The sequence below is a fragment of the Fischerella sp. genome, from assembly GCF_013388695.1.
Classification (GTDB): Bacteria; Cyanobacteriota; Cyanobacteriia; order Cyanobacteriales; family Nostocaceae; genus PCC9605.
Genome location: NZ_JACAEU010000021.1, coordinates 1 through 20,009, shown reverse-complemented (window position 1 = coordinate 20,009; position 20,009 = coordinate 1). Strand labels below are relative to the sequence as shown.

Below are 20,009 nucleotides of genomic sequence, written 5' to 3'. Positions count from 1 at the left end.
TATTGCGACTCAAACCGAGCAGTTCCTCGACCCATGCTTGACACTCATGCCAAGCAACTATCCAATTTTGACCATATAAACCTATCCAGAAATTACTGTGACGTTTTTGAGTTCTATTTTTTTCTTGTCGGCGACAAATATAAGTGCATAACAATATATCTTAAGTCTATTCCTGTTGGTCAGTTTGTGAATTTTAACAAAGGCAGAGTTTCCTAACTACTAACCGTTAGTGTAAATTTTGCCAGTTACCAGAAAAAATTCCTTCGGTGGCGATCGCAATTCTCAGCAAGTCTTCTTTCAGCAGGGGAGGCCATTCAATCCCTGCTTTACGTCCTGCTGCAAACAGCATTTGAGTTTGGATGGTGAGCTGATATAAGGCATAAGCTAGTTCTCGCTCAATCGTAGTAGCTTCTTTGAGGCCTTCAAACACCACTTTCAACGCCAGCAATGTTGAAGTAATCTGGCCGGGAACTGGGGGTTTTCCCTGCTGCAAACGCCTTAGTAACGCGTCTGGGTTTTCTTCTGTTGTGATTGTTTGGTCTATCAGGAATTTACGAGCAGTTTCGTAATTCATATCATGTCCGTGTCACCACGTTAGTTTTAACTATGGGTATTTAAGCATTTACACTAAGGTATCGGCTAGAGGCATTTGCTTATGAAATTCAAAACACTTAACAGTTCTTAATCAGATCGGCAGCCTTTTCAGCAATCATTATTGTGGGAGCATTAGTATTACCACCTATAATAGTTGGCATAATTGATGCATCTACCACTCGCAGTCCTTGTACTCCATGTACTTGAAGTTGGGAGTTGACCACCGACATGTCATCGTTACCCATCTTGCAAGTGCCCACCGGGTGATATAAAGTTTCCACACTGTTGCGAATATAAACGCGAATTTCCTCATCATCTTGTACTTGCAAACCAGGAACAAATTCTTCACCCCGAAAGGTATCAAAAGCTTTCATTTGCACTAGCCGACGAGAAAGTTTTACACCTGCAACTAATACTTCCAAATCAGCTTCTTTTTCTAGATAATTTGGCTGAATAAGAGGTGCTTCTAAGGGATTATTAGAGCGTAAAGTAATGCTACCTTGACTTTGAGGATATAAAAGAGTTGGGCCAAAAGTAAAACCATGTCCATCAGGACGTGTGAAGCCGTGATTTAAAAAATAAACGGGAGCAAAATGGAATTGCAGGTCATGTATTTTTAACTCAGGTCTAGTTTTGACAAAGCCTCCCGCTTCTGCCACATTTGTGGTCAGAGGGCCATTTTTAAAAAGTAAGTATTTCAAAACGTTTTCAAATGTATCTGCATTTGCTAAAGATATAGGTTTAGTACATTTATAAGCAATCGGTAACGCAAGATGATCTTGTAAATTTTTGCCGACACCAGGCAAATCTACTACAACAGGAATATCCAAAGATTTTAATTGCTCAGCATCTCCAACTCCCGATAGCATTAACAATTGTGGTGAGTTAATAGTACCACCACATAAAATTACTTCTTTAGCGACTTTTATTTCATCAAATGAACCTTGATGAAGGTAGGTTATACCAAAAACTTGCGTGCCTGAAAAATTTATTTTAGTTACTTGTGCATTAGTTTTAACGGTCAAATTTTGTCGCTGCAATACTGGCTTTAAATAAGCAGTTGCTACACTGTGACGTTTACCGTTTTTCTGAGTTACTTGATAAAACCCTACTCCTTCTTGTTCCGCACCGTTAAAATCTTGATTGAACGGTAAACCTGCTTCTATTCCTGCTTCTACGAAGGCACGGGAAAGCGGGTTAATACAGCGCAGATTAGTGACGTTAAGAGGCCCACCCACACCGTGATAATCATTTTTTAGTATGTTCTGATTTTCAGCTTTAATAAAGTAGGGAAGTACCTCTTTTGCACTCCAACCTTGATTACCTAAATCGTGCCAATGGTCATAGTCGCGCCAGTTACCGCGAATGTATATCATGGCGTTAATCGAACTACTTCCACCTAAAACTTTGCCACGAGGCCAGTATAATTGACGGTTATTTAAGTAGGGCTGTTTTTCTGTGTAATAAGCCCAGTCATATTCTGTTTTAAATAACTTAGAGAAACCAGCAGGAATATGGATATCTTGTTTTTGATCTGGGTTTCCTGCCTCTAGCAGTAATACTGTAGTTTTTGGATCTTCTGTTAAGCGGTTAGCCAGAACACAACCTGCTGAACCTGCACCAATAATTACATAATCGTAAATCATAAAAAAACTTCTTTTTCAACCGAATATTATAGCTAATGGTGCTTAAACCTACGCGGTAGAGGTTTAGGCATTTCCAAGAAATAAATTAGACCTCTTGTGGGGTGGGCATCCTGCGCGCCCCTCAGATGGGACGGGTGGGGACACCCATCCCACAAGAAAATTTGGGATGTTTTTTATTTGGAAGTCCCTTAACTCTCGGAAAGGGTATCCCACAAGCTGCGATCGCCCCAAAATCGGCATTAACATCTTCCTCAAAATTATGAATTTGTAGAATCAGACCAAAGCTTCACTTGCTGCCTCAGTTCTGCCATATCTAAATAATCGTTGGCAAAAGCTTTCCGTAAAAGCGGATGAGGAATAAACTTATCATATTTTTGCATTTCTGGTGCTTCTGCATCACTTAATAAATCTTCTGATTTTATTCTTTGCTCACATAAAGAAATAATCTCTGGATACAAATATTTAACTTTATCTTTGCCCAATTTAATTGTCAAAAAATAAGGATTAACACCAATAATACTTTTAATTTCCAAAGATTCACGGCAGAAAGTATTGATTAACCGTTCCAAAGTGCGGTAAGCTACCGTACCTATCCAGGGAAATATACAACATTTATCTTGAGCTAATGGCAAAATATTCTTTTGATCTAATCCAGAATTTCGTGTTAGTTTGCGTACAGCCTGCAAACGTTTGATTGCATTATTTTGCAAATAAGGATATTCTATGTCTTCAAATAAAATTTGCCGCATTTTTTGTAAAATGCGTGTGTGAATTGTGCCACTACCACCACGCCAAAAAACACTTGCTTGGCCTTCAACCTGTTTAACTAAAATAATCTTTTTCTTGAAATCAACTTCTATAACTTCCCAAGTTTTACCTGCCAAAGCAAATTGATTTCCCACAGGTGGCGGCATAAATATGCTACCAATCTCTACAGTCCCTTGTCTAACAACAAATTCCTCATTATCTGGAAAAACAGCATAAAACTTGAACTTACCTACTACCTTTTCACCCGCCAAACCCAAAATTAGTTTACCTTGTTCGGTTAATTGAAGATGATTAATATCAATTAAATAGCGCAATAATAATTTAAAATCCTCTTTGGAGATAGCAGCAAAAGATGGTAAATTCAAAACTTTTTTTGCAAGGGCAGCAGGTGAAATTTCTCCTGTTGCTAATAAAATGCTCATCGTCTGGTGATACAGCAAACTGAACGGATATTTAATAGGTCTTATCGGTTCAATCCATCGTTCTTCCAAATAAAGCTGAATAATCGCAATACACTGTAAAAGTTGCCAGGGAATTTGTTCTGCTAACGCTGCTTCTGGTGATGGTTTATCTTCAGCACAAACAAAGCGCATGTCAGCAGTTTCGCCTCTCCTTCCTGTACGTCCCAAACGCTGTAAAAAACTCGCGACAGAAAGCGGAGACTCTAACTGAATAACTCGCTCCAGATAACCAATATCTATACCTAATTCTAAAGTTAAAGTTGCAGCCGTCACAGCTGGCTGATTAGGTTCGCGCATTGCATCTTCGGCAACTTGCCGCAAGCTAGCAGATATACTACCGTGATGTACATGATAGATATCCGGTTCTCCTTCCTCCGCTGCGATTTTTCGCAAAGATGCGATCGCAGATTCAGTTTGCGATTTACTGTTAGCAAAAATCAGGCATTTACGAGCCTTACTAAGATTAAAAATATATTTATCATAACCACTAGCTTCTCTTCCTTCGTGTACTTTGTGGTTCTTTCCTTCCAAAAATCGATTATCATTACCAAGATAAAAATGCTCCACCGCTAGTCTAATTTGTCGCTTTCCTACCTCAATCTTCGGAGTAATAACTGACTTTTCAGTTCCAGAACACAACCACTCCTCAGCCATTGCATAATCACCGAGAGTTGCTGATAAACCGATTCTACGGGGTTGTTTTTGCGTCACATACCCTATTCTTGCTAATTGACAAAGAATCTGGCAACCCCTCTCTGTACCCATAAATGCGTGAATTTCATCGATAACTACAAATCGTAAATCACCAAACAGACGCAAGAGGTCATTATTTTTGTTAATCAACAAACTTTCTAAAGACTCAGGTGTAATTTGCAGAATGCCTTGGGGATTTTTCAGAAGCTTGTTTTTATGAGTTTGAGAAACATCACCATGCCAATGCCAAACGGGAATATTCGCTTCTTTTAGCAAATCATTCAGACGTTCAAATTGATCGTTAATTAATGCTTTAATAGGACCAATATATAATGCGCCAATAGTGCTGGATGGGTTTTCGTGTAATAGAGTCAAAACTGGTAGGAACGCTGCTTCTGTTTTCCCTGAAGCTGTACCAGCTGCAACTAGTAAGTGAGCATCAGTATCAAAGATAACTTGACAAGCTGCGAGCTGCACTGGTCGTAATTCTGTCCAGTTGCGATCGTAAATATATTCTTGAATAAAGGGTGCGAGTTTGGAAAAGGTATGTAAGGCTTCGGCTTTATGGTATGTATAGCTCATGCCAATTTGGATGGAATATGTGCATCTATATAAAATAGCGCCATCTTCAGTAAAGGCGGTGCGTTACGGCGCAAAAAATCTTCTATTCTACCAAACATCAGTAATCCTGTGCGCCTAACGCACCCTACAATTTTTATAAACTAAATTCCGCTACATCATCCTCATCTACATGTGTATCTTTACCCACAACAGTAGGTTTAAAATCAGTACCACGAATTAATTCACCAAAAGCTATTCCTGGATTTTGATACAGAATATTCAATACGCTAATAAAATCCCGCACAATTTCACCTGGAGTTAGCAATGCTGCTGCACCCAGGCGATTGACTATTTCTTGGACAAAATCTTTTAAATCGCGACTTTTCAAAGTCTGCTCATAACCAAAATTGAGCGTATGAATTTCAGCCAATCTTTGCAACAGTGTTAAAATTTCTTCTTGAGTTAACGGGTTTAGCCGCATGACTGGCCCTAAAAACTCCTGCATGCCAACCTGGGTGACAAAACGACTTTCTTTGGTGCGTCTGCGCCAAGCTGCATCTGCAAATAGTCCGCGATTTGGATCTTCTAAAAATTTTGTGGTTCCACCTATGGCAACACCAAGATGTTCTGCTTTACACTGCATGGTGTCATTAAATATTGCTAGCAGTCGGTTATAATTTTTTTCGCGAGTAACCGTAGTAGAGATTTGATATAAGTGCGCGGCTTCATCTAGCAATATTAAAAGTCCTTTATACCCAATTTCAGCCACAAACTTAGCTAGTAATTTAATGTAGTCATACCAACTATCATCATCAATAATAACGCGCACTCCCAAGGCAGCTTTTGCTTCTGTTTTAGTGCTATATTCTCCGCGCAACCAGCGCAAAGCAGCGACTTTCAAATCATCGTCATCTAAGCGATAACCCCGCCAATAAGCAATGATTACACTACCAAAATCAAAACCATGAACTAAGTCTTCTATATACTGGATTACTTCCCTGATTTTTGTTTCTACTTGGTCATCAAAGCCGTCATCATTAGGACGCATGCCAGTTTCTTTGGCTACTTCTTGCTGAATTTTATTAATCCATCCCTCTAAAATTGAAACTAAAGCACCACCATCAGGACGAGTTTTTGTAGCAAGACGGCTCATTAATTCTCGATAGGTTGCTAGACCTTCATTATTTGTTCCTGCTAGCCTGCGTTCTGAAGATAAATCTGCATCAGCAACTACAAAACCTTGCTCCATTGCATGGTTGCGAAGCAATTGCAGCATGAAGCTTTTGCCTGAACCATAGTTGCCAATGATAAAGCGAAATGCTGCTACCCCTTCTGCAATGTCATTGAGGTTTTGTAACAGGCTTTTCAGTTCTTTTTCCCGACCTACTGCTACATATTCCAGTCCTACCCTTGGCACTACCCCCGCGCTAAGGGAATTGATGATAGCAGTAGATACTTTTTTCGAGATTTTGAGCTTTGCCATGTAGTTCACCTCACTTCAATGTATTTTAGCTTGAAGGTGGGCATTACTTTCATGTTTAGCTGCCGATCAAGATTTTTAAAGTCATATCCGTTGACTTTTGACTTTTGACATTTGACTGTTGACTCAACGCAGTGGTTTAATTTGATGTTTGTCTGGCGATCGCGTTTTCGTAAATTGCGATCGCTCTTTTCAGATTACTCTCATGTTCTGGGTAAATTTCTGGAATTGCTGAGCTTGGGTCAATGATCAATTCACCGAGAGTGTTATTGGCTCTTTCATTGATAGAATCAATCAATAAATTGGGCATAGTGATATTTGCTTCAGCAATTTTCTTAATTGCAGCGTTGGGATTTTCTTGTTCTAAAACTGCTTTTAATACCTGCATTTCATAATTCGGCAGCTGCTCTAAAAATGTAGTCCATTCTTGTAGTAGATTATCTGTTGTTTCTTCTTCTATTGTGTCAAGTAAATCGGAAAAAGGAAATAAATCAGCATTTGTGTCATACTCATTTTCTGATACATTTTCCGGATTGAGGGTTTCTATGTGTTGTAACAACTCCCAAACTTGGCTTTGCAAATGATCGCGTTCATCTTGCAATAATGAAACTTGCTCTTGTAGCTGCTCAAGTAGAGTTTGTTTTTCTGTGATTTGCTCTTGTAAATAATTGAGGTTCAGTTCTATATTTTTAGTTTCGGCTTTTTTCTCTGTGAGTATTTGATTTTGATTTTTGCTTTCTGCTTCTAGTTCTTGTATTTTCAGCCTCAGTTTATGCAGCTTTTCTTCTAATTGGGGTTTTAGTCTTTCCAGTAGAGTTAAATTGCTTTCTAGTTCTTGTTTTTGTTGTTGAAGGTCACAAATTTGAGTTTGCAGATTATTTATTTCTGCTTTAGATAAATTGCAATTTAATTCTAAACGGCGTTTTTCTGCACTCAGAGTGTTATTAGTTTCTACTTTAGTTTTTTCAAGGTTGTGAATTTCATTTTGTAAGTAAATTACTTGCCCTTCTAACTGTTTTTTATCGACGATAATACTGCTTAATTCGCGACTGAGGCTCTCTCTTTGGGTGCGACGTTCTACAATTTGATTTTGCAGTTGACTGGATTCTTTATACAACGAGGCGTGATGTGTATCTAGTTGATTAATTTCCGCTACCAGCCGAGATTTTAAACCCTCCATTTCTTTAATACGTCTGTGGAGTGAATCTAAAATCAGCATTTCATTGTTTCTACGTCGCTTATCTACAAACAATGCTGCTAGGTAGGTGGCAGCTACTGTAATGATACCAGTGAGAAAGGCTTTATTAAAATCCCAATGAAGAACCAGACTAAGACCAAAACTCACACCAAAGGCAACTATACCGAGAATAAACCGATTGCTTATCATTGCTGGTTGCATATTGCTTGTTTTGAGCATAGTTAAAGGGTCAGAATAAGCTTTGTTGGTCATTAAATATACATTTTCGCTATAATTTTGAAATTGATAGATGCAAGTATTTCTGCATAATCCGTATCATTTGAAGGCGTGATTTGTCACTGACTCGATAGCGGTACTAGGTTTTGGCTGTATTATTTTGTCAACCAAAAATTAACCTATCTGCTTTAAAAAAATCAACAAATTGTCGTGCTGTTCTTCCAGAACGACCATTGTGACGAGTTGCCCATTGCAAAGCATGATATTCTAAATCTTGCTGACTGATATTAATTCCAGCCAAGTCTGCAAGATGCCGGACAATTTTTAAATAAGTTTTTTGGTCAGCAGGCTCAAAAGTGAGTGTCAGACCAAAGCGATCGCTAAATGAAAGCTTCTCCTGCATAGTATCCCAAGCATGAATTTCATCGTTGTCCTTTGGAGCAGGTCTATCAGCAAAAAACTCCCGAACCAAGTGACGGCGATTAGAAGTAGCATACACCACGATGTTTTGCGGGCGTGCAGTTAAATTGCCTTCTAAGACTACTTTTAGTGCTTTAAAGACGTCGTCATCTTCTTCAAAAGACAGGTCATCAACAAAGATGATAAATTTGTGTGGTAGTCCTCGCAATTGTTCCACTATTACTGGTAAATCTTGCAATTGTGATTTTGCCACTTCTAGCAAGCGCAAGTTGCGATCGCCATACTCATTCAGCAAAGCTTTAACTAGAGAAGATTTTCCCGAACCGCGGCTGCCATAAAGTAATACGTGCAGTGCCACCTGTCCAGACAATAGAAACTCTGTATTTTTTAACAAAGCTTCTTTTTGCGACTCATAACCCGCGAGGTCATTCAATTTCACTGGATCGGGGTACGGTATGCCGACAAACTGCCCAGCTTGCCAACGCAAAGCTTTACACTCTGCAAATATACCTGTACCAAATTGCCGATAGTAAGTTGCTAAATCTTCTACAGCATCAGCCCAATTTTCTAAATGTTGTAAAGACGTGACTAATCGTATCTCCGCTCCTACTACCCCATCTTGCTCTTGATACCATACTACTGGTGAGACAGGTAGATGGGCTACAGCTTGCACCCATTCACTCAAAATGGCACTGCTACATTCATAAAGATTCTGTAGTATATGTAAATCATGTTTTGCTGCTGCTATCAAAGCTGGAGGCAGATTTGCAAATTCTCGCTGTTGAGCTTGCCTGGTAAAAGGATTCTCATCTGTGAGAATTTGGATGATGAGATATTCTTCCCAATTTTGATTTCTAGCTGCTAAGGATTTAAAGTAATTGCCGTAGGCTTGTAGGCAATTCCTTGCATCCGCTTCAGTGTAACGTATCGCTTGTAACAGGTCAAGAAATGCTACACCTACTTCCTTTTGTAGAACAGATTGGTAGAGTAACAGAGATGCTGCTTGGCGCTGAAGGAATTGAACCTTTGCGTAGGACGAAGTACTTGCCGTAGGCATTGCTTGATTATCCATCAATTGGGTTATTTGGCTAAACAGCTATGGTAAATTGTCTGCCGAGGCTTGCAGCAAAATCAAAATCTACATAGGTTTTAACAATGAATTTAGGTATTATTGCTACCCTTGCCTACGGCATTATTACTTTAATCGGTGGTATCATCGGCTACGTAACTGCTGGTAGTAATGTTTCGCTTTTTAGTGGTAGCATTAGTGGTTTATTGCTCATCTTTGCGGCTTTTGTGCAAATCCAAGGAGAGACTTGGGGTTTGATTTTAGCAGCTGTGGTAACAGCTGTACTATTAGTTGTCTTTGCATTTAGACTAGCTAAAACACGCAAGTTTATGCCCGCAGGATTGATGACGGTTTTAGGTATGCTGACATTAGCGGTGATAGTAAATCAACTGACAACATTAAGAAGTTAGGGGAAACCAAACAGAAACAGGGAAGATTATTGCTTGTTGTGCACTTTGTACATGGGCATGTACCTCACATAACTTTATTAGTACATTTATATTACCGCAAGCTGCTTTTGTCGCAAACCGGACTAATTTAGGGATTGGGGATTGGGGATTGAAGTACTGATTTTTCCGATGCCCCTTGCCCGATGCCCCTTGCCCAATCCCCAGTCCCCTTTACGCAATTTGCCTTACTCAAATTGTTGATCGGATTTTTGCTGTTTATCCAGGTTATTAAAAAATGTTTTTAAGTGTGAAAAGCAGTCAAAATCAATTTTTGGCGATCGCGTGTTTGAGGCTATGGGTCAAATTTATCCAAACGATAAAGAACAACTGTTGAGTACAACCGTAAACTCTCTGAGTTTAAGAGCAAACACAATAGATAAACCAAATAAATACAGTATATTTATAAAGCTTTAACAAAAGTATTGTGTGGTGAGAAGGAACTCAACAGATAATTAGTTAGTGAGAGCAAGCCATTAGATTTACAAAAATCATTAGTACAGATCCGGAAATAGGCATAAATTCTTGTACCACTAAGCGTTACCAACATCTGATGTACAAGCAAAATATAGGTATGTGATTATGAGGTTTAATTAAAAACTTTATTTCCAAAACCCCTAATCTGTAATGGTTATAAATTCGTAGTTAGTAGAGGGTTTCAATATATATCCCGTCATTGTCACTAGATCCATCATTGCTAAAACCACCAGTACATTTGGTAAGTAGTCAACAACTAACAACCAGCAAATAACAATCAAAAAATAATCAAAAGTTTTTAAAGTTTTCAATCCGTATGCATCCAAAGTTTAAAGAATGAGTAAAGGCTGGATTGCCATTTTGGCAAGCTTTTGTTGAAGATATAGGATATTAGTAGATTGTAGTAATGAATATTGATCTACGCGTGTTTTTACTATCTGGCGAATAGTACTTAAACCAAATTAATAATAAAATAGCTAATTATCTAAGCAGTTTTACGATTTAGGAAATAATATATGGTATTTTCACTGTCCTCTCACAATGTCATCCCGCATCTCCAAGAAATGGGTCTGTGTGGTTCAAAAGATAGCGCATCTACTGAATGGGAGTTACCAGAAACTAGCAAGAAGAATTTCAACTTACTGGTAAAGCTAGGAGGGGATCGCAAGCTGTTGGTTAAACAAGAACGTTGTGTTGATAATGATGGTATCCCCCAAGAATTTTTCAATGAGTGGCTCTTTCATCAGTTGTTACAGCAGTTTCCAGTTTTAGGAAATATTTCTGAAATAGCATCATTATTGCTGCATTTTGATGAAGAAAATTCTATTCTTGTTCGCAACTATCTAACGGAATATTTTGAACTAGCTAATTTTTATCAACGAAATGATATTTATCCCCCAGAAATAGCAGCAGCCATAGGCACTAGCTTGGGTGGACTGCATCGTGCAACATTCAATCAGCGCGAGTATCGCGAGTTTATGGCAACTGCTCCCCAAGGGCAATTTCGCTATCAGTTTTACAATCCAGCACAAGGGATGGGGTCAATTAGTCCAGAAATTTTTGGTAATGTTCCTAGCGATGCGCTCAAGTTTTATGTTCTTTATCAACGCTATGAAAGTTTAGAAGCAGCGATCGCGGAATTAGCAGCCTTATGGCAACCTTGCTGTTTAACTCACAATGACCTGAAGCTAGAAAATATCTTGGTGCATTCTCGGTGGAAACAACTAGATAATTGCCTTGTCAGACTAATTGATTGGGAAGCTTGTAGTTGGGGAGATCCAGCTTTTGATTTGGGCACTGTACTGGCAAGTTATTTAAAAATTTGGTTAGAAAGTTTGGTAGTAGATCCCTCCATTGAGTTAGAAGAATCTCTACAATTAGCAGCAACACCACTAGAGGATCTCCACCCTTCCATACTTGCCTTTATCCAAGCTTATCTAGACGCTTTCCCCGTAATTTTGGAGTACCGTCGCGAGTTGATCCAGCGAGTAGTTCAGTTTGCAGGTCTTGTACTCATTCAGCACCTTCAAGAAACTATTCAAGACCGCAAATTCTTTAATAATGCTAGTCTTTGTGTGCTCCAAGTTGCTAAAACTCTGCTTACTAGACCCCAAGAATCTGTAATGACAGTTTTTGGCATTTCGGAGTCGGAAATCATCAAGCCTTTTGCAAAATTTGCCAAACTACCCCAAACCAAAACAGAACAGAATTTAGTTCGCCTTTATTACAACAAAACCCGTTTGCGTGGGTGTTGATAACTATACAGGGAGATGGGGAGGTTCGGAATCATGCTAGATTTTTCTGACAATCATCTGCTAAATTCTCTACTAGATATCGTTAACAATATCGAGATAGAGCCTAATTTTTGCATCTGCCATCCTAACTATCAACCTTTCGCCTTGCCAGATCGGTTGGCAGAGAGATTTCAGAAAAATTCAGTAGAACTACAGCGTAAGTATTTCACCTTACTGTTACGAAATTTTATCTACGGTATCTATTACAATGGCTTGTTACAAAATGTCTTAGCAATAAATGCCAAGCCAGTAAATTGTTTACCTCATAAAAGCATAGAAAACAATTCTATCTTGGAGATTGATTGGCAATTTTACGAGCAATTGCACGAGAGCAATCACGGTACTGGGTATTTTGATTCTGGTTGGCAGGTGTTGCGACGCGAACCAGATGGCAGTCTGGCGGTGAGTAAAGGCGGTTTGACGTTGCATATTGAAAGCGATTCTCATCTAGAAGCAATCGTGCAATCTGCCAAGGTTGGTGAGTTACTAAACATTTGGATGCCGAAAAATCGGCTGCAAAATGGTTGTTACGTAGCAGTTGGCAATGTTGCTCAGAAACTGGGAAGCAATCCTGACGATGATTTAGGAGAAGGACGAATCTACTTGAATTTAACTCCATCAGGAGCGATCGCCATGATGGAAAGCTTGACAATGCAACTAAATGATGCAGTAATCCCCTTCAACTTTCAGGTTCCATACAATCCTTCTGCCTACGGACGTTATGACTCGGGAGTGCTTTACTTTCAACGCCACGACTATCCAGCAGTCCGAGAAGTCTTACAAGCCGTATATGCACAGCATAAATCCCATTTTCACCCAGAAATTCCTTTATTTACCAAATTTTTGGCATCTGGGTTGAGTTTAGCTGAAGAACCAACCAAAAAATTTGTTTCTCGGGAAAGTTTTGGCATTAACCGCTGCCAATTAGTCGCTAATGCCTTATTTGAGGCTTGGCAAAAAGGCTACAATTCCACTGAGGAAAGAATGCGAACTATCTGCCAACATTTTGCTAGTTTCGGAATTGATTTGCAGCGTCCCTACCTCAATCCCAGTTCTAAGGATATCTATTATCCTTTAGGGACTTGCAAAAAATAAAAAATACGAATACAAACCATTTCATCTCAACCTCCGTCGGAGGCTCCTTGAACACTTTTGATTTAATCCACGGTTTGCGATCTGACATTGCCTAACCACCATGCCAGTAATACACCAAAGCCTAATATATTTACTACTAACAATACTAGGTTTCCAAGTACTGGAATCAAACCAATTAAACCCAAGATGAGCATGCCAATCAGAAATTGTTGCATGGGCGATCGCTCTCGGGTTGTCAATATTCTTTGCCCAAGCCAAAGAGCTACTCCAAGAGTACCCACTAGAACTGTAATCATAACTGCTAAAGCAACTAAGGGTAATAAGGGAATTCCAATTAAGCTTATTGCCAGCACAATGATTACTACAATGACAGCAAATAAACCACCTAAACCCCACAATCCACTTTGAATGGGATAATGGCTGACAGTCGCTGCCAAGTTTAATAGGAAATTTGGTCGCCAAAGTATGATTAAAACACCAATAATAGTGCTAATTAGTACGTTCAGAAGATGAAAGGCGGTATTGAAGAGATAGCGAGAAATAAAACCTCCCCTCCTTCTAAAACCATACATTCCCCACCTACCATTCTCTAGGGCTGTACCTGAGGCACCATCAATAATAGCTCCTTCTTCTGTGATAATTTTTCCTCCCACTGCATAGACATCACCATCAACACGGGCACCCTTTTCTAAAATTACATCTCCATCAATAGCAATTGCACTCTCGGTTACTCGTGCTCCTTGCTGAATCCTTACCGTTCCCCCAATCGCTATGGCACTTTCCACAGACTGCTTAGGCGCAACTGTCACATCATTCCCAAACTGGATAATATTAGTGTTGTTGATATTAATGTCGGCTTGGGCTAAAGCTGTTACTGAGAAAAAAATCGCGCTCAGGGCTAATACCAATAGCAAAATAAATTTTTTGAGAGTACTTCGTTTCACTCACTTTTCCCCTGATTAAAAATAGAAATCATCCCTAATACCCTCTTTATTAGCGTTTACATTCAGAAATTTAATCTATCAATAGTTGAAATAAGATCTTGAGTCTGATTAGCTGTCTTCAATGCGACGGAATGTAACAAGTCCGACTTCAGCAACTTAGTATGATTCACCCTTGGAAGCTTTCCCTCTCCCATTCTATTTTGTAAAATTAGTTCTAAGAGTAGGCTAAGTGCCTGCTTTAGCTTTGTCTACCATTTTTGGTATTGCTGCCAATGGCTTTCAATTACAATCGTACCGTTCATTTTCAAGATACTGATGCCGCTGGGGTAGTATACTTTGCCAATGTTTTGGCAATTTGTCATGAAGCTTATGAAGAATCTTTAGGAGCTTCAGGTGTTAATCTTAAGGAATTTTTTAGTAATCCATCTGTAGCTTTTCCAATTGTTCATGCTAGTGTGGATTTTTTTCGCCCAATGTTTTGTGGTGACAAGTTAATCGTTAGATTAATGCCACAAAAAGTTGGTGTGGAAAAGTTTGAAATCAATTACGAAATTGTTGTTGCAGATATGGTGGTTGCTAAGGCAATCACTAGACATGTTTGTATTGATGCTAACAGCAGACATAAAAGAGATTTACCTGAGCAGATCCTTGAATGGTTGGAGGCGAATCGTAAAGATGCAGAAAACATGGAAAGAAGAAAATCAAGAGAGGTGATTTAAGTAGAAGGCAGAAGGAAATAATTGTAAAATTTATTTTTCGGAGATTTGTAGTAACTCTGCGGCTATTTGCTGTAGTTGTTGGCGGTTGATTTTGCCTTGGGAGTTGCGGGGCAAACTTTGGGCAGGAATCCAATATTTAGGAAGTTTAAATTTGCTGAGTTTATCTTGAAGTGAGTTTTGGATTTCTACCGCAGAGATATTTGAGTGTTTGGGAATATAAATAGCTGTTATCGCTTGTCCCCAGTACTGATGTGATACACCTACTACACAAACATCAATTACCATTGCAGTTGCTCTGATTGCTGATTCTATTTCGGCAGGAAAGACGTTTTCTCCTCCTGTAATGATTTTGTCACTTTTACGTCCAACTATATTTAAATAACCTTCTTGATCTAAAACGCCTAAATCATCTGTATTGAAACTTAGGAATGGGGAAGATAAATTATGATTATAGTTGCTAGATCCCCTCTCTCCCAAGGTAATCTTTAAAGGATAATAACCAAGAGCTAAAGATTCAGTTTGAATAGTAATATTTCCGATTTGATGAGTATTTAAAACTTCACCTTGATCATTGCAAATTATAACCTTGGCATGGGGCAGAATTTGACCGCAGTTAACTTTACCATTGAGAAAATCGTCGGGTTTAAGTGTGGCAATTTGGGAAGCGGTTTCTGTCATGCCATAGGTGAGAGCTAAGTTGATTTGGTAGTATCTTGCTTTCTCTAAAAGTTCATCCCAAGCTGGCGCACCTCCCAAAAGGACAGTCTGAAATTGCGATAGCCACGCCGTTAAATCAGAATTTTGGAGGAGATGCTGTAACTGAGTTGGTACTAAAGATATGAAAAATTCTGATGCTTCAATATCAGGTAATTGACCAGATTTTAATTCTTTAAAGGGTAAAATAGTCAATGTGCCACCAGTAGTAAAGCAGCGCACAAACTGCATTAAACCGCTAACATGATATAAAGGTAATACGCACACTGAATTGACTTTTTGCAATTGAAAATATTCTGTAAATCCCCGTACTGATGCTGTTAGAGTTTCCCAAGTGTGGACAGCAAATTTAATTTTTCCTGATGAACCACCTGTGGGAATCATTATGTGTGGAGAGTGGAAGAGTGGAAGAGTGGGAGAGTTGGAGAGAAAAGAATTCTTCTTTCTCTCCATCCCTCTATCCCCCCATCTTTTTTCTCCCCATCCCCCCATCTCCCTCTCTCCCTCTCCTCTTTCCTCCATTCCCCAAATAATATCTGGCTGTACTAAATCAAAGACTTGTTGCCATTCCTGCTTTACCCAGTTAGGATTACAAAGGAAAATTGGACAATTAGCTGCACAAGCGGCTATAAACCCTGCTAAAAATCGCACTGGTTCGCGTTCAGCTAAGATGATTTTTGGTGGTGTTTGCCAGTGCGAAAACTGCGTTAATTCTAAATAAAATTGTTCGGCTAATTGTGGAAGTTCATGGCTGCGATCGCAAATCAACCAGTCATTGCTAATAAAATTTTCTAAAATTTTTACCATAAATTTTCCTGCCCAATAGCCTCATTTTCAGTAAACCAGTGATTGACACCAAAACCTACAGCCCTGTTGTGTCGCGATAATTCCGCTGCAAGTTGGAGTGCGGCTTTTCTACCAATGGCAGTTTCAAATACGGATGAAAACACAGCATCAATTTCATGCTGTTGACAAAACTGACGCAGGCGGGATGGGAAACCGATTATTCCTGGTTTAATGACAAAAATTCCTCGCCAACCTTGTTGATAACAGCACTTTAGTTGCTGTAGTGTAGCAACAGACTCATCTAAAGCGATCGCTGTTTGATAGCGACGACTCAATGCCAAAATCGCCGAAAATTGATCTACAGGCAAGGGTTGTTCGATAAATTCAATTTCCACGGGCAATTCATCATTACCATTAAGGCGATCGCAAGTTTCCAGCCATAAATTAGCTTCCTCTTGGCTAAGTCCACCGTTAGCATCTAATCGCAGTTTTGCAGAGGCTGGTAAGCTTTGAATCAGCAATTTCAAAATTTTCAATTCAATAGGTGTAGGATAAACACCTATTTTCCATTTCAAAGTAGAATATCCCTGCTGCCACAGCCTCTCCCATGCCTGTAGTGCTGCTTCTCCTGCGGGTAGTAAACCACTGTATGAAATTTGGGCATCGGGCAAAGGGCATCGGGCATCGGTAAGAAAACCAGTTTTCAATTCCCAATCCCCATTGCCCCTAATCCCCACTCCCTGTGGTCGTGGGGGCCCCGAGTTCCCCAATCCCCAATCCCCTACTTCCCGAAGCGCAGACTCAAATCCAAACTGACACGCGGGTAACTCATCGGGGATGGAAAAAATAGTCTCCTCTGTAATTTCCCTTGGTAGTTGACGACAAAAATCTAAGGCTTGTGCTAGGGTTTCCGAACCAAACCAACCGATCGGGGCGATTTCTCCCCAACCGACTTTATCAGTCTTATGTGTGAGGCGAATAATGATACCTTCACGGATATCCCAAATACCGTGACTGGTAACAACTGCACGCACAAACTTCCGTTGATAAGGACGAAATTCAAATCTGTAATTCACTACCTCAACTTCAAATCAATTCGTCAGGATTTGTTGTTGGTAGTTTGTTGCTTGGAACAACCAACTACCAACCACCAACCACCAACAAAAACTTAAAGCATAAATCCCGCACCCAACAGCAAACAACACCAGAAATGCACGGCGACGGCGATGAATTTGCTGTTACTGACTTTTTCTGGGTTGTCATGATTTTGCTGGACGTGGGTGCATAATTTGATGGCAAAAGGTAAACTCACCCAACTCAGTAATGTCCACACGGGAAAAATCCCCGAAACTACGCACAAAAAGCTAAGGGCGTAAATGCTACCAGTAAACCAATGTAAAAATTGTGCGCCTCTTTGCGTTCCCAGGCGAACAATGGGCGATCGCTTTCCTGCGGCTAAGTCATCTTTAACCTGGTGAAAGTGCGAACAATATAAAATTAAAGTTGTAGCAATTCCAACAATCACCGAAGCTGTTAAACTTAGCATTGACCAACTTTGAGTTTGGCTGTAGTATGCTGCCGAGACTGCTAGTGGCCCAAAGGCAAAAAAGCAAAGAATTTCTCCTAAACCTTGGTATCCTAAACGAAAGGGAGGCCCTTGGTAAACATAGCCTAAAGCACAGCAGACAAGAATTAACCCGATTACAGTTAAGTCACGTTGCCACCAAGCGATCGCTAATATCCCCAGCAATCCTAAACATAAAAATATATTTCCTAACCAAAATATTAATAACTTGTTACCAGTCAAATTCACCAGAGAATGATATTTATTCCGATCAATTCCTGTCTCAGAATCAAAAACATCATTACTAATATTTTCCCAAGCCAAAATAAAAATTGCAGCGACTAAAAAAGTAAAAAAATTTGCTCCATTTAAACTCTTATTTTCCGCAAAAGCTACAGCCGTTCCTACCCAAATGGGCATAATTGCAACGCTGTACATTGGCGGTTTTATCGCCGCCATCCATAACTTAGTTTTGGGATTATTTTTGGGATATGAAATCAGCTTTGTAGTCATTAGTCACAATCAATTAAATTGCCAGCACCTTTCTTATGCCCAAAATTTATGGTTTCGATACAAACCATATGCAGGTAGCACCCTACAAGAAAGCCATTTTTCTACGTTTGAGATTTAATCTCATGCCATGAGCTGCTGTTTGCAACCCAAATTAGGCAATGCCATATAGGGTATTGCGAAACCAGCATCTAGCAGAGCCAACACGCTGGTGAAATAGCGACTGTTTATGTTACCTGTAGAAATACGACCATGATTTATCACTCTTTAGGAAGATAAGTTCAAAAAAATTTACTATTTTTAGATCCATGACAGTTTCACAATGTCCTGCTGACTTTTTTGTATATAATAAAGAACTATACCAATTTCTTGTTGCTGCTCAGCGAAAGAGTATAAAAAATAATTCCGCGCAAATAGCCAGTATTTCCCTAGAAATTAACTTGGTTGATCCGCTCGTAGTAATGGACAAGCTGGCACAGCCAAATCAACTTAATTTTTATTGGGAAAACAAAGGCAAAAAAGAAGCTATTGCTGCAATTGATGCTGTCGCAAAACTACAAATCGAGGGCAAAGAGCGATTTAGCAAATCAGAAAAATTTATAAAATATTGTTTAAAAAATATAATAAATTTTAGCAGTACAGAAGAAGTTTTTTCGAGACCACTATTTTTTTGTAGTTTCAGTTTTTTTGAGAGAAATTACCAACAAGATTATCCTTTCCCAGCAAGTACAGTTTTTGTGCCTCGTTGGCAAATAGCTGTAAAAGATAAACGCTGTATATTAGTTGTTAACACAATTATCAATGCTGATGTAAATATTGAAGAATTTTTGTATATTCTATGGAGAAAAATTGAAATCATCCATTCTTTAGAATATCACTCTCCCCATCGAGATTGTCGAGAGCCAAAATTCAGCAAAAAATCCGTTGCTAATCCCGAAAAATTCAAACTTTCGGTATTTTCAGCTTTAGAAACAATTAAATCCAGGCATGTAAGTAAAATAGTGCTAGCAGATGCACTAGATGTGATATCCAATACTCCTTTTAATTTGTTTAATTCCTTACACAACCTGCGGCAACTACATCCGAATTGTTATATTTTTTCTACAAGTAACGGCAAGGGGCAAAACTTTATTGGTGCTAGTCCAGAACGTCTAATTAGCATTCACAAGCAACAATTAATTACTGATGCATTAGCAGGAAGCGCACCACGAGGAAAAACACCTGCTGAAGATGCTGCCAATGCCGATCGCCTACTCAATAGTGATAAAGAAAGACATGAGCATTCACTCGTGATTGATTTTATCACTCAACGTCTATCGCAACTAGGTTTATTACCGCAGCTTTTACCACCCCGGTTACGGCAATTATCCAATATCCAGCATTTATGGACACCAATTAGTGCCCTAGTTCCCGATCGCGTCCATCCATTAAAAATAGTTTCGCAATTACATCCGACACCAGCAGTAGCTGGTGCAGCACCAGATATTGCCTGTGCTGAAATTCGCCGTTACGAAAGCTTTGAGAGAGGGTTGTATGCTGCACCGTTGGGATGGGTAGATGCTGATGGCAATTGTGAATTTATTGTTGGGATTCGTTCTGCACTCATAGATGGCGATCGCGCTAGACTTTACGCAGGTGCGGGTATTGTTGCAGGTTCCGATCCTGAAAAAGAACTGGCCGAGATTCAACTCAAACTTCAGGCATTGCTGAAGGCATTAGTTTGAAGAAGGCAGAAGTAAGTAGGTCAACATAATTAAACGTAAAATATCTTGTATTCTATACGGGCGGGCAGGATGCTCCGAAGTTCCGAACCCTTTGGGAAGCCGCCCGGAGGGCGTCTACGGAGGAAGCCTCC

Annotated in this window: 15 protein-coding genes; 5 read left to right on the top strand and 10 right to left on the bottom strand. The window is 39.5% G+C overall.

The genetic code is table 11. The features are described 5' to 3' along the window. Nucleotides 1-226: 226 nt before the first annotated feature. The 6 genes from HXY43_RS03475 to HXY43_RS03450 form a co-directional block, all read right to left on the bottom strand. Entirely contained in the window at nucleotides 227-574 is a 348-nt protein-coding gene (locus HXY43_RS03475; RefSeq protein WP_026732580.1) for a hypothetical protein, read from the bottom strand. A 97-nt stretch (nucleotides 575-671) separates the two neighbouring features. Next, nucleotides 672-2,237, bottom strand: coding sequence for a choline dehydrogenase (locus HXY43_RS03470; protein ID WP_290880039.1), 1,566 nt, complete (start codon nucleotides 2,235-2,237; stop codon nucleotides 672-674). A gap of 260 nt (nucleotides 2,238-2,497) precedes the next feature. Then, a complete protein-coding gene (locus HXY43_RS03465; protein ID WP_290880036.1) occupies nucleotides 2,498-4,744 on the bottom strand; it encodes a DEAD/DEAH box helicase in 2,247 nt (748 codons plus the stop codon). A gap of 133 nt (nucleotides 4,745-4,877) precedes the next feature. Further along, nucleotides 4,878-6,206 (bottom strand): ATP-binding protein, encoded by a 1,329-nt coding sequence (locus tag HXY43_RS03460; protein WP_290880034.1) that lies wholly within the window; start codon nucleotides 6,204-6,206, stop codon nucleotides 4,878-4,880. A 136-nt stretch (nucleotides 6,207-6,342) separates the two neighbouring features. Continuing rightward, a complete protein-coding gene (locus HXY43_RS03455) occupies nucleotides 6,343-7,620 on the bottom strand; it encodes a tellurite resistance TerB C-terminal domain-containing protein (RefSeq protein WP_290880032.1) in 1,278 nt (425 codons plus the stop codon). Nucleotides 7,621-7,780: 160 nt separating this feature from the next. After that, entirely contained in the window at nucleotides 7,781-9,109 is a 1,329-nt protein-coding gene (locus HXY43_RS03450) for an ATP-binding protein (protein WP_290880031.1), read from the bottom strand. 83 nt (nucleotides 9,110-9,192) lie between these two features. Here HXY43_RS03450 and HXY43_RS03445 point away from each other — a divergent pair, with 83 nt between their 5' ends. The 3 genes from HXY43_RS03445 (at nucleotide 9,193) to HXY43_RS03435 (ending at nucleotide 12,917) form a co-directional block, all read left to right on the top strand. After that, complete coding sequence (locus HXY43_RS03445; protein ID WP_290880028.1) at nucleotides 9,193-9,516, top strand: TMEM14 family protein; 324 nt, start codon at nucleotides 9,193-9,195, stop codon at nucleotides 9,514-9,516. 1,028 nt (nucleotides 9,517-10,544) lie between these two features. Continuing rightward, nucleotides 10,545-11,783 (top strand): phosphotransferase, encoded by a 1,239-nt coding sequence (locus HXY43_RS03440; protein ID WP_290880025.1) that lies wholly within the window; start codon nucleotides 10,545-10,547, stop codon nucleotides 11,781-11,783. Between the two features lie 33 nt (nucleotides 11,784-11,816). After that, entirely contained in the window at nucleotides 11,817-12,917 is a 1,101-nt protein-coding gene (locus tag HXY43_RS03435) for a T3SS effector HopA1 family protein (RefSeq protein WP_290880022.1), read from the top strand. A 62-nt stretch (nucleotides 12,918-12,979) separates the two neighbouring features. Here the strand turns inward: HXY43_RS03435 and HXY43_RS03430 are convergent, their stop codons facing one another. Continuing rightward, nucleotides 12,980-13,861, bottom strand: coding sequence for a polymer-forming cytoskeletal protein (locus HXY43_RS03430; protein ID WP_290880020.1), 882 nt, complete (start codon nucleotides 13,859-13,861; stop codon nucleotides 12,980-12,982). Nucleotides 13,862-14,133: 272 nt separating this feature from the next. Between HXY43_RS03430 and HXY43_RS03425 the strand changes: the two genes are divergently transcribed. Continuing rightward, nucleotides 14,134-14,580 (top strand): thioesterase family protein, encoded by a 447-nt coding sequence (locus HXY43_RS03425; RefSeq protein WP_290880017.1) that lies wholly within the window; start codon nucleotides 14,134-14,136, stop codon nucleotides 14,578-14,580. Between the two features lie 30 nt (nucleotides 14,581-14,610). Here HXY43_RS03425 and HXY43_RS03420 read toward each other — a convergent pair whose 3' ends face one another. The 3 genes from HXY43_RS03420 to menA all read right to left on the bottom strand — a co-directional run bounded on the left by HXY43_RS03420 (nucleotide 14,611) and on the right by menA (nucleotide 18,157). Further along, nucleotides 14,611-16,101: a 2-succinylbenzoate--CoA ligase gene (locus tag HXY43_RS03420; RefSeq protein WP_290880015.1), complete on the bottom strand. Its 1,491-nt coding sequence runs from the start codon at nucleotides 16,099-16,101 to the stop codon at nucleotides 14,611-14,613. Next, entirely contained in the window at nucleotides 16,095-17,156 is a 1,062-nt protein-coding gene (locus tag HXY43_RS03415; protein ID WP_290880013.1) for an o-succinylbenzoate synthase, read from the bottom strand. Before HXY43_RS03415 ends, HXY43_RS03420 begins: the two co-directional genes overlap by 7 nt. A gap of 92 nt (nucleotides 17,157-17,248) precedes the next feature. Next, nucleotides 17,249-18,157, bottom strand: a complete 909-nt coding sequence (gene menA, locus HXY43_RS03410; RefSeq protein WP_290880010.1) for a 2-carboxy-1,4-naphthoquinone phytyltransferase — start codon at nucleotides 18,155-18,157, stop codon at nucleotides 17,249-17,251. Between the two features lie 305 nt (nucleotides 18,158-18,462). On the opposite strand from menA, the gene HXY43_RS03405 reads away from it, so the two are divergent. Then, complete coding sequence (locus HXY43_RS03405; protein WP_290880007.1) at nucleotides 18,463-19,878, top strand: isochorismate synthase MenF; 1,416 nt, start codon at nucleotides 18,463-18,465, stop codon at nucleotides 19,876-19,878. Nucleotides 19,879-20,009 lie beyond the last annotated feature (131 nt).

Coding starts and splice junctions, on each gene's coding strand:
- HXY43_RS03445 (WP_290880028.1), top strand. CDS start 9,193: ATGAATTTAGGTATTATTGCTACCCTTGCCTACGGCATTATTACTTTA.
- HXY43_RS03455 (WP_290880032.1), bottom strand. CDS start 7,620: ATGCTCAAAACAAGCAATATGCAACCAGCAATGATAAGCAATCGGTTT.
- menA (WP_290880010.1), bottom strand. CDS start 18,157: ATGACTACAAAGCTGATTTCATATCCCAAAAATAATCCCAAAACTAAG.
- HXY43_RS03450 (WP_290880031.1), bottom strand. CDS start 9,109: ATGGATAATCAAGCAATGCCTACGGCAAGTACTTCGTCCTACGCAAAG.
- HXY43_RS03405 (WP_290880007.1), top strand. CDS start 18,463: ATGACAGTTTCACAATGTCCTGCTGACTTTTTTGTATATAATAAAGAA.
- HXY43_RS03440 (WP_290880025.1), top strand. CDS start 10,545: ATGGTATTTTCACTGTCCTCTCACAATGTCATCCCGCATCTCCAAGAA.
- HXY43_RS03465 (WP_290880036.1), bottom strand. CDS start 4,744: ATGAGCTATACATACCATAAAGCCGAAGCCTTACATACCTTTTCCAAA.
- HXY43_RS03425 (WP_290880017.1), top strand. CDS start 14,134: ATGGCTTTCAATTACAATCGTACCGTTCATTTTCAAGATACTGATGCC.
- HXY43_RS03420 (WP_290880015.1), bottom strand. CDS start 16,101: ATGGTAAAAATTTTAGAAAATTTTATTAGCAATGACTGGTTGATTTGC.
- HXY43_RS03435 (WP_290880022.1), top strand. CDS start 11,817: ATGCTAGATTTTTCTGACAATCATCTGCTAAATTCTCTACTAGATATC.
- HXY43_RS03475 (WP_026732580.1), bottom strand. CDS start 574: ATGAATTACGAAACTGCTCGTAAATTCCTGATAGACCAAACAATCACA.
- HXY43_RS03460 (WP_290880034.1), bottom strand. CDS start 6,206: ATGGCAAAGCTCAAAATCTCGAAAAAAGTATCTACTGCTATCATCAAT.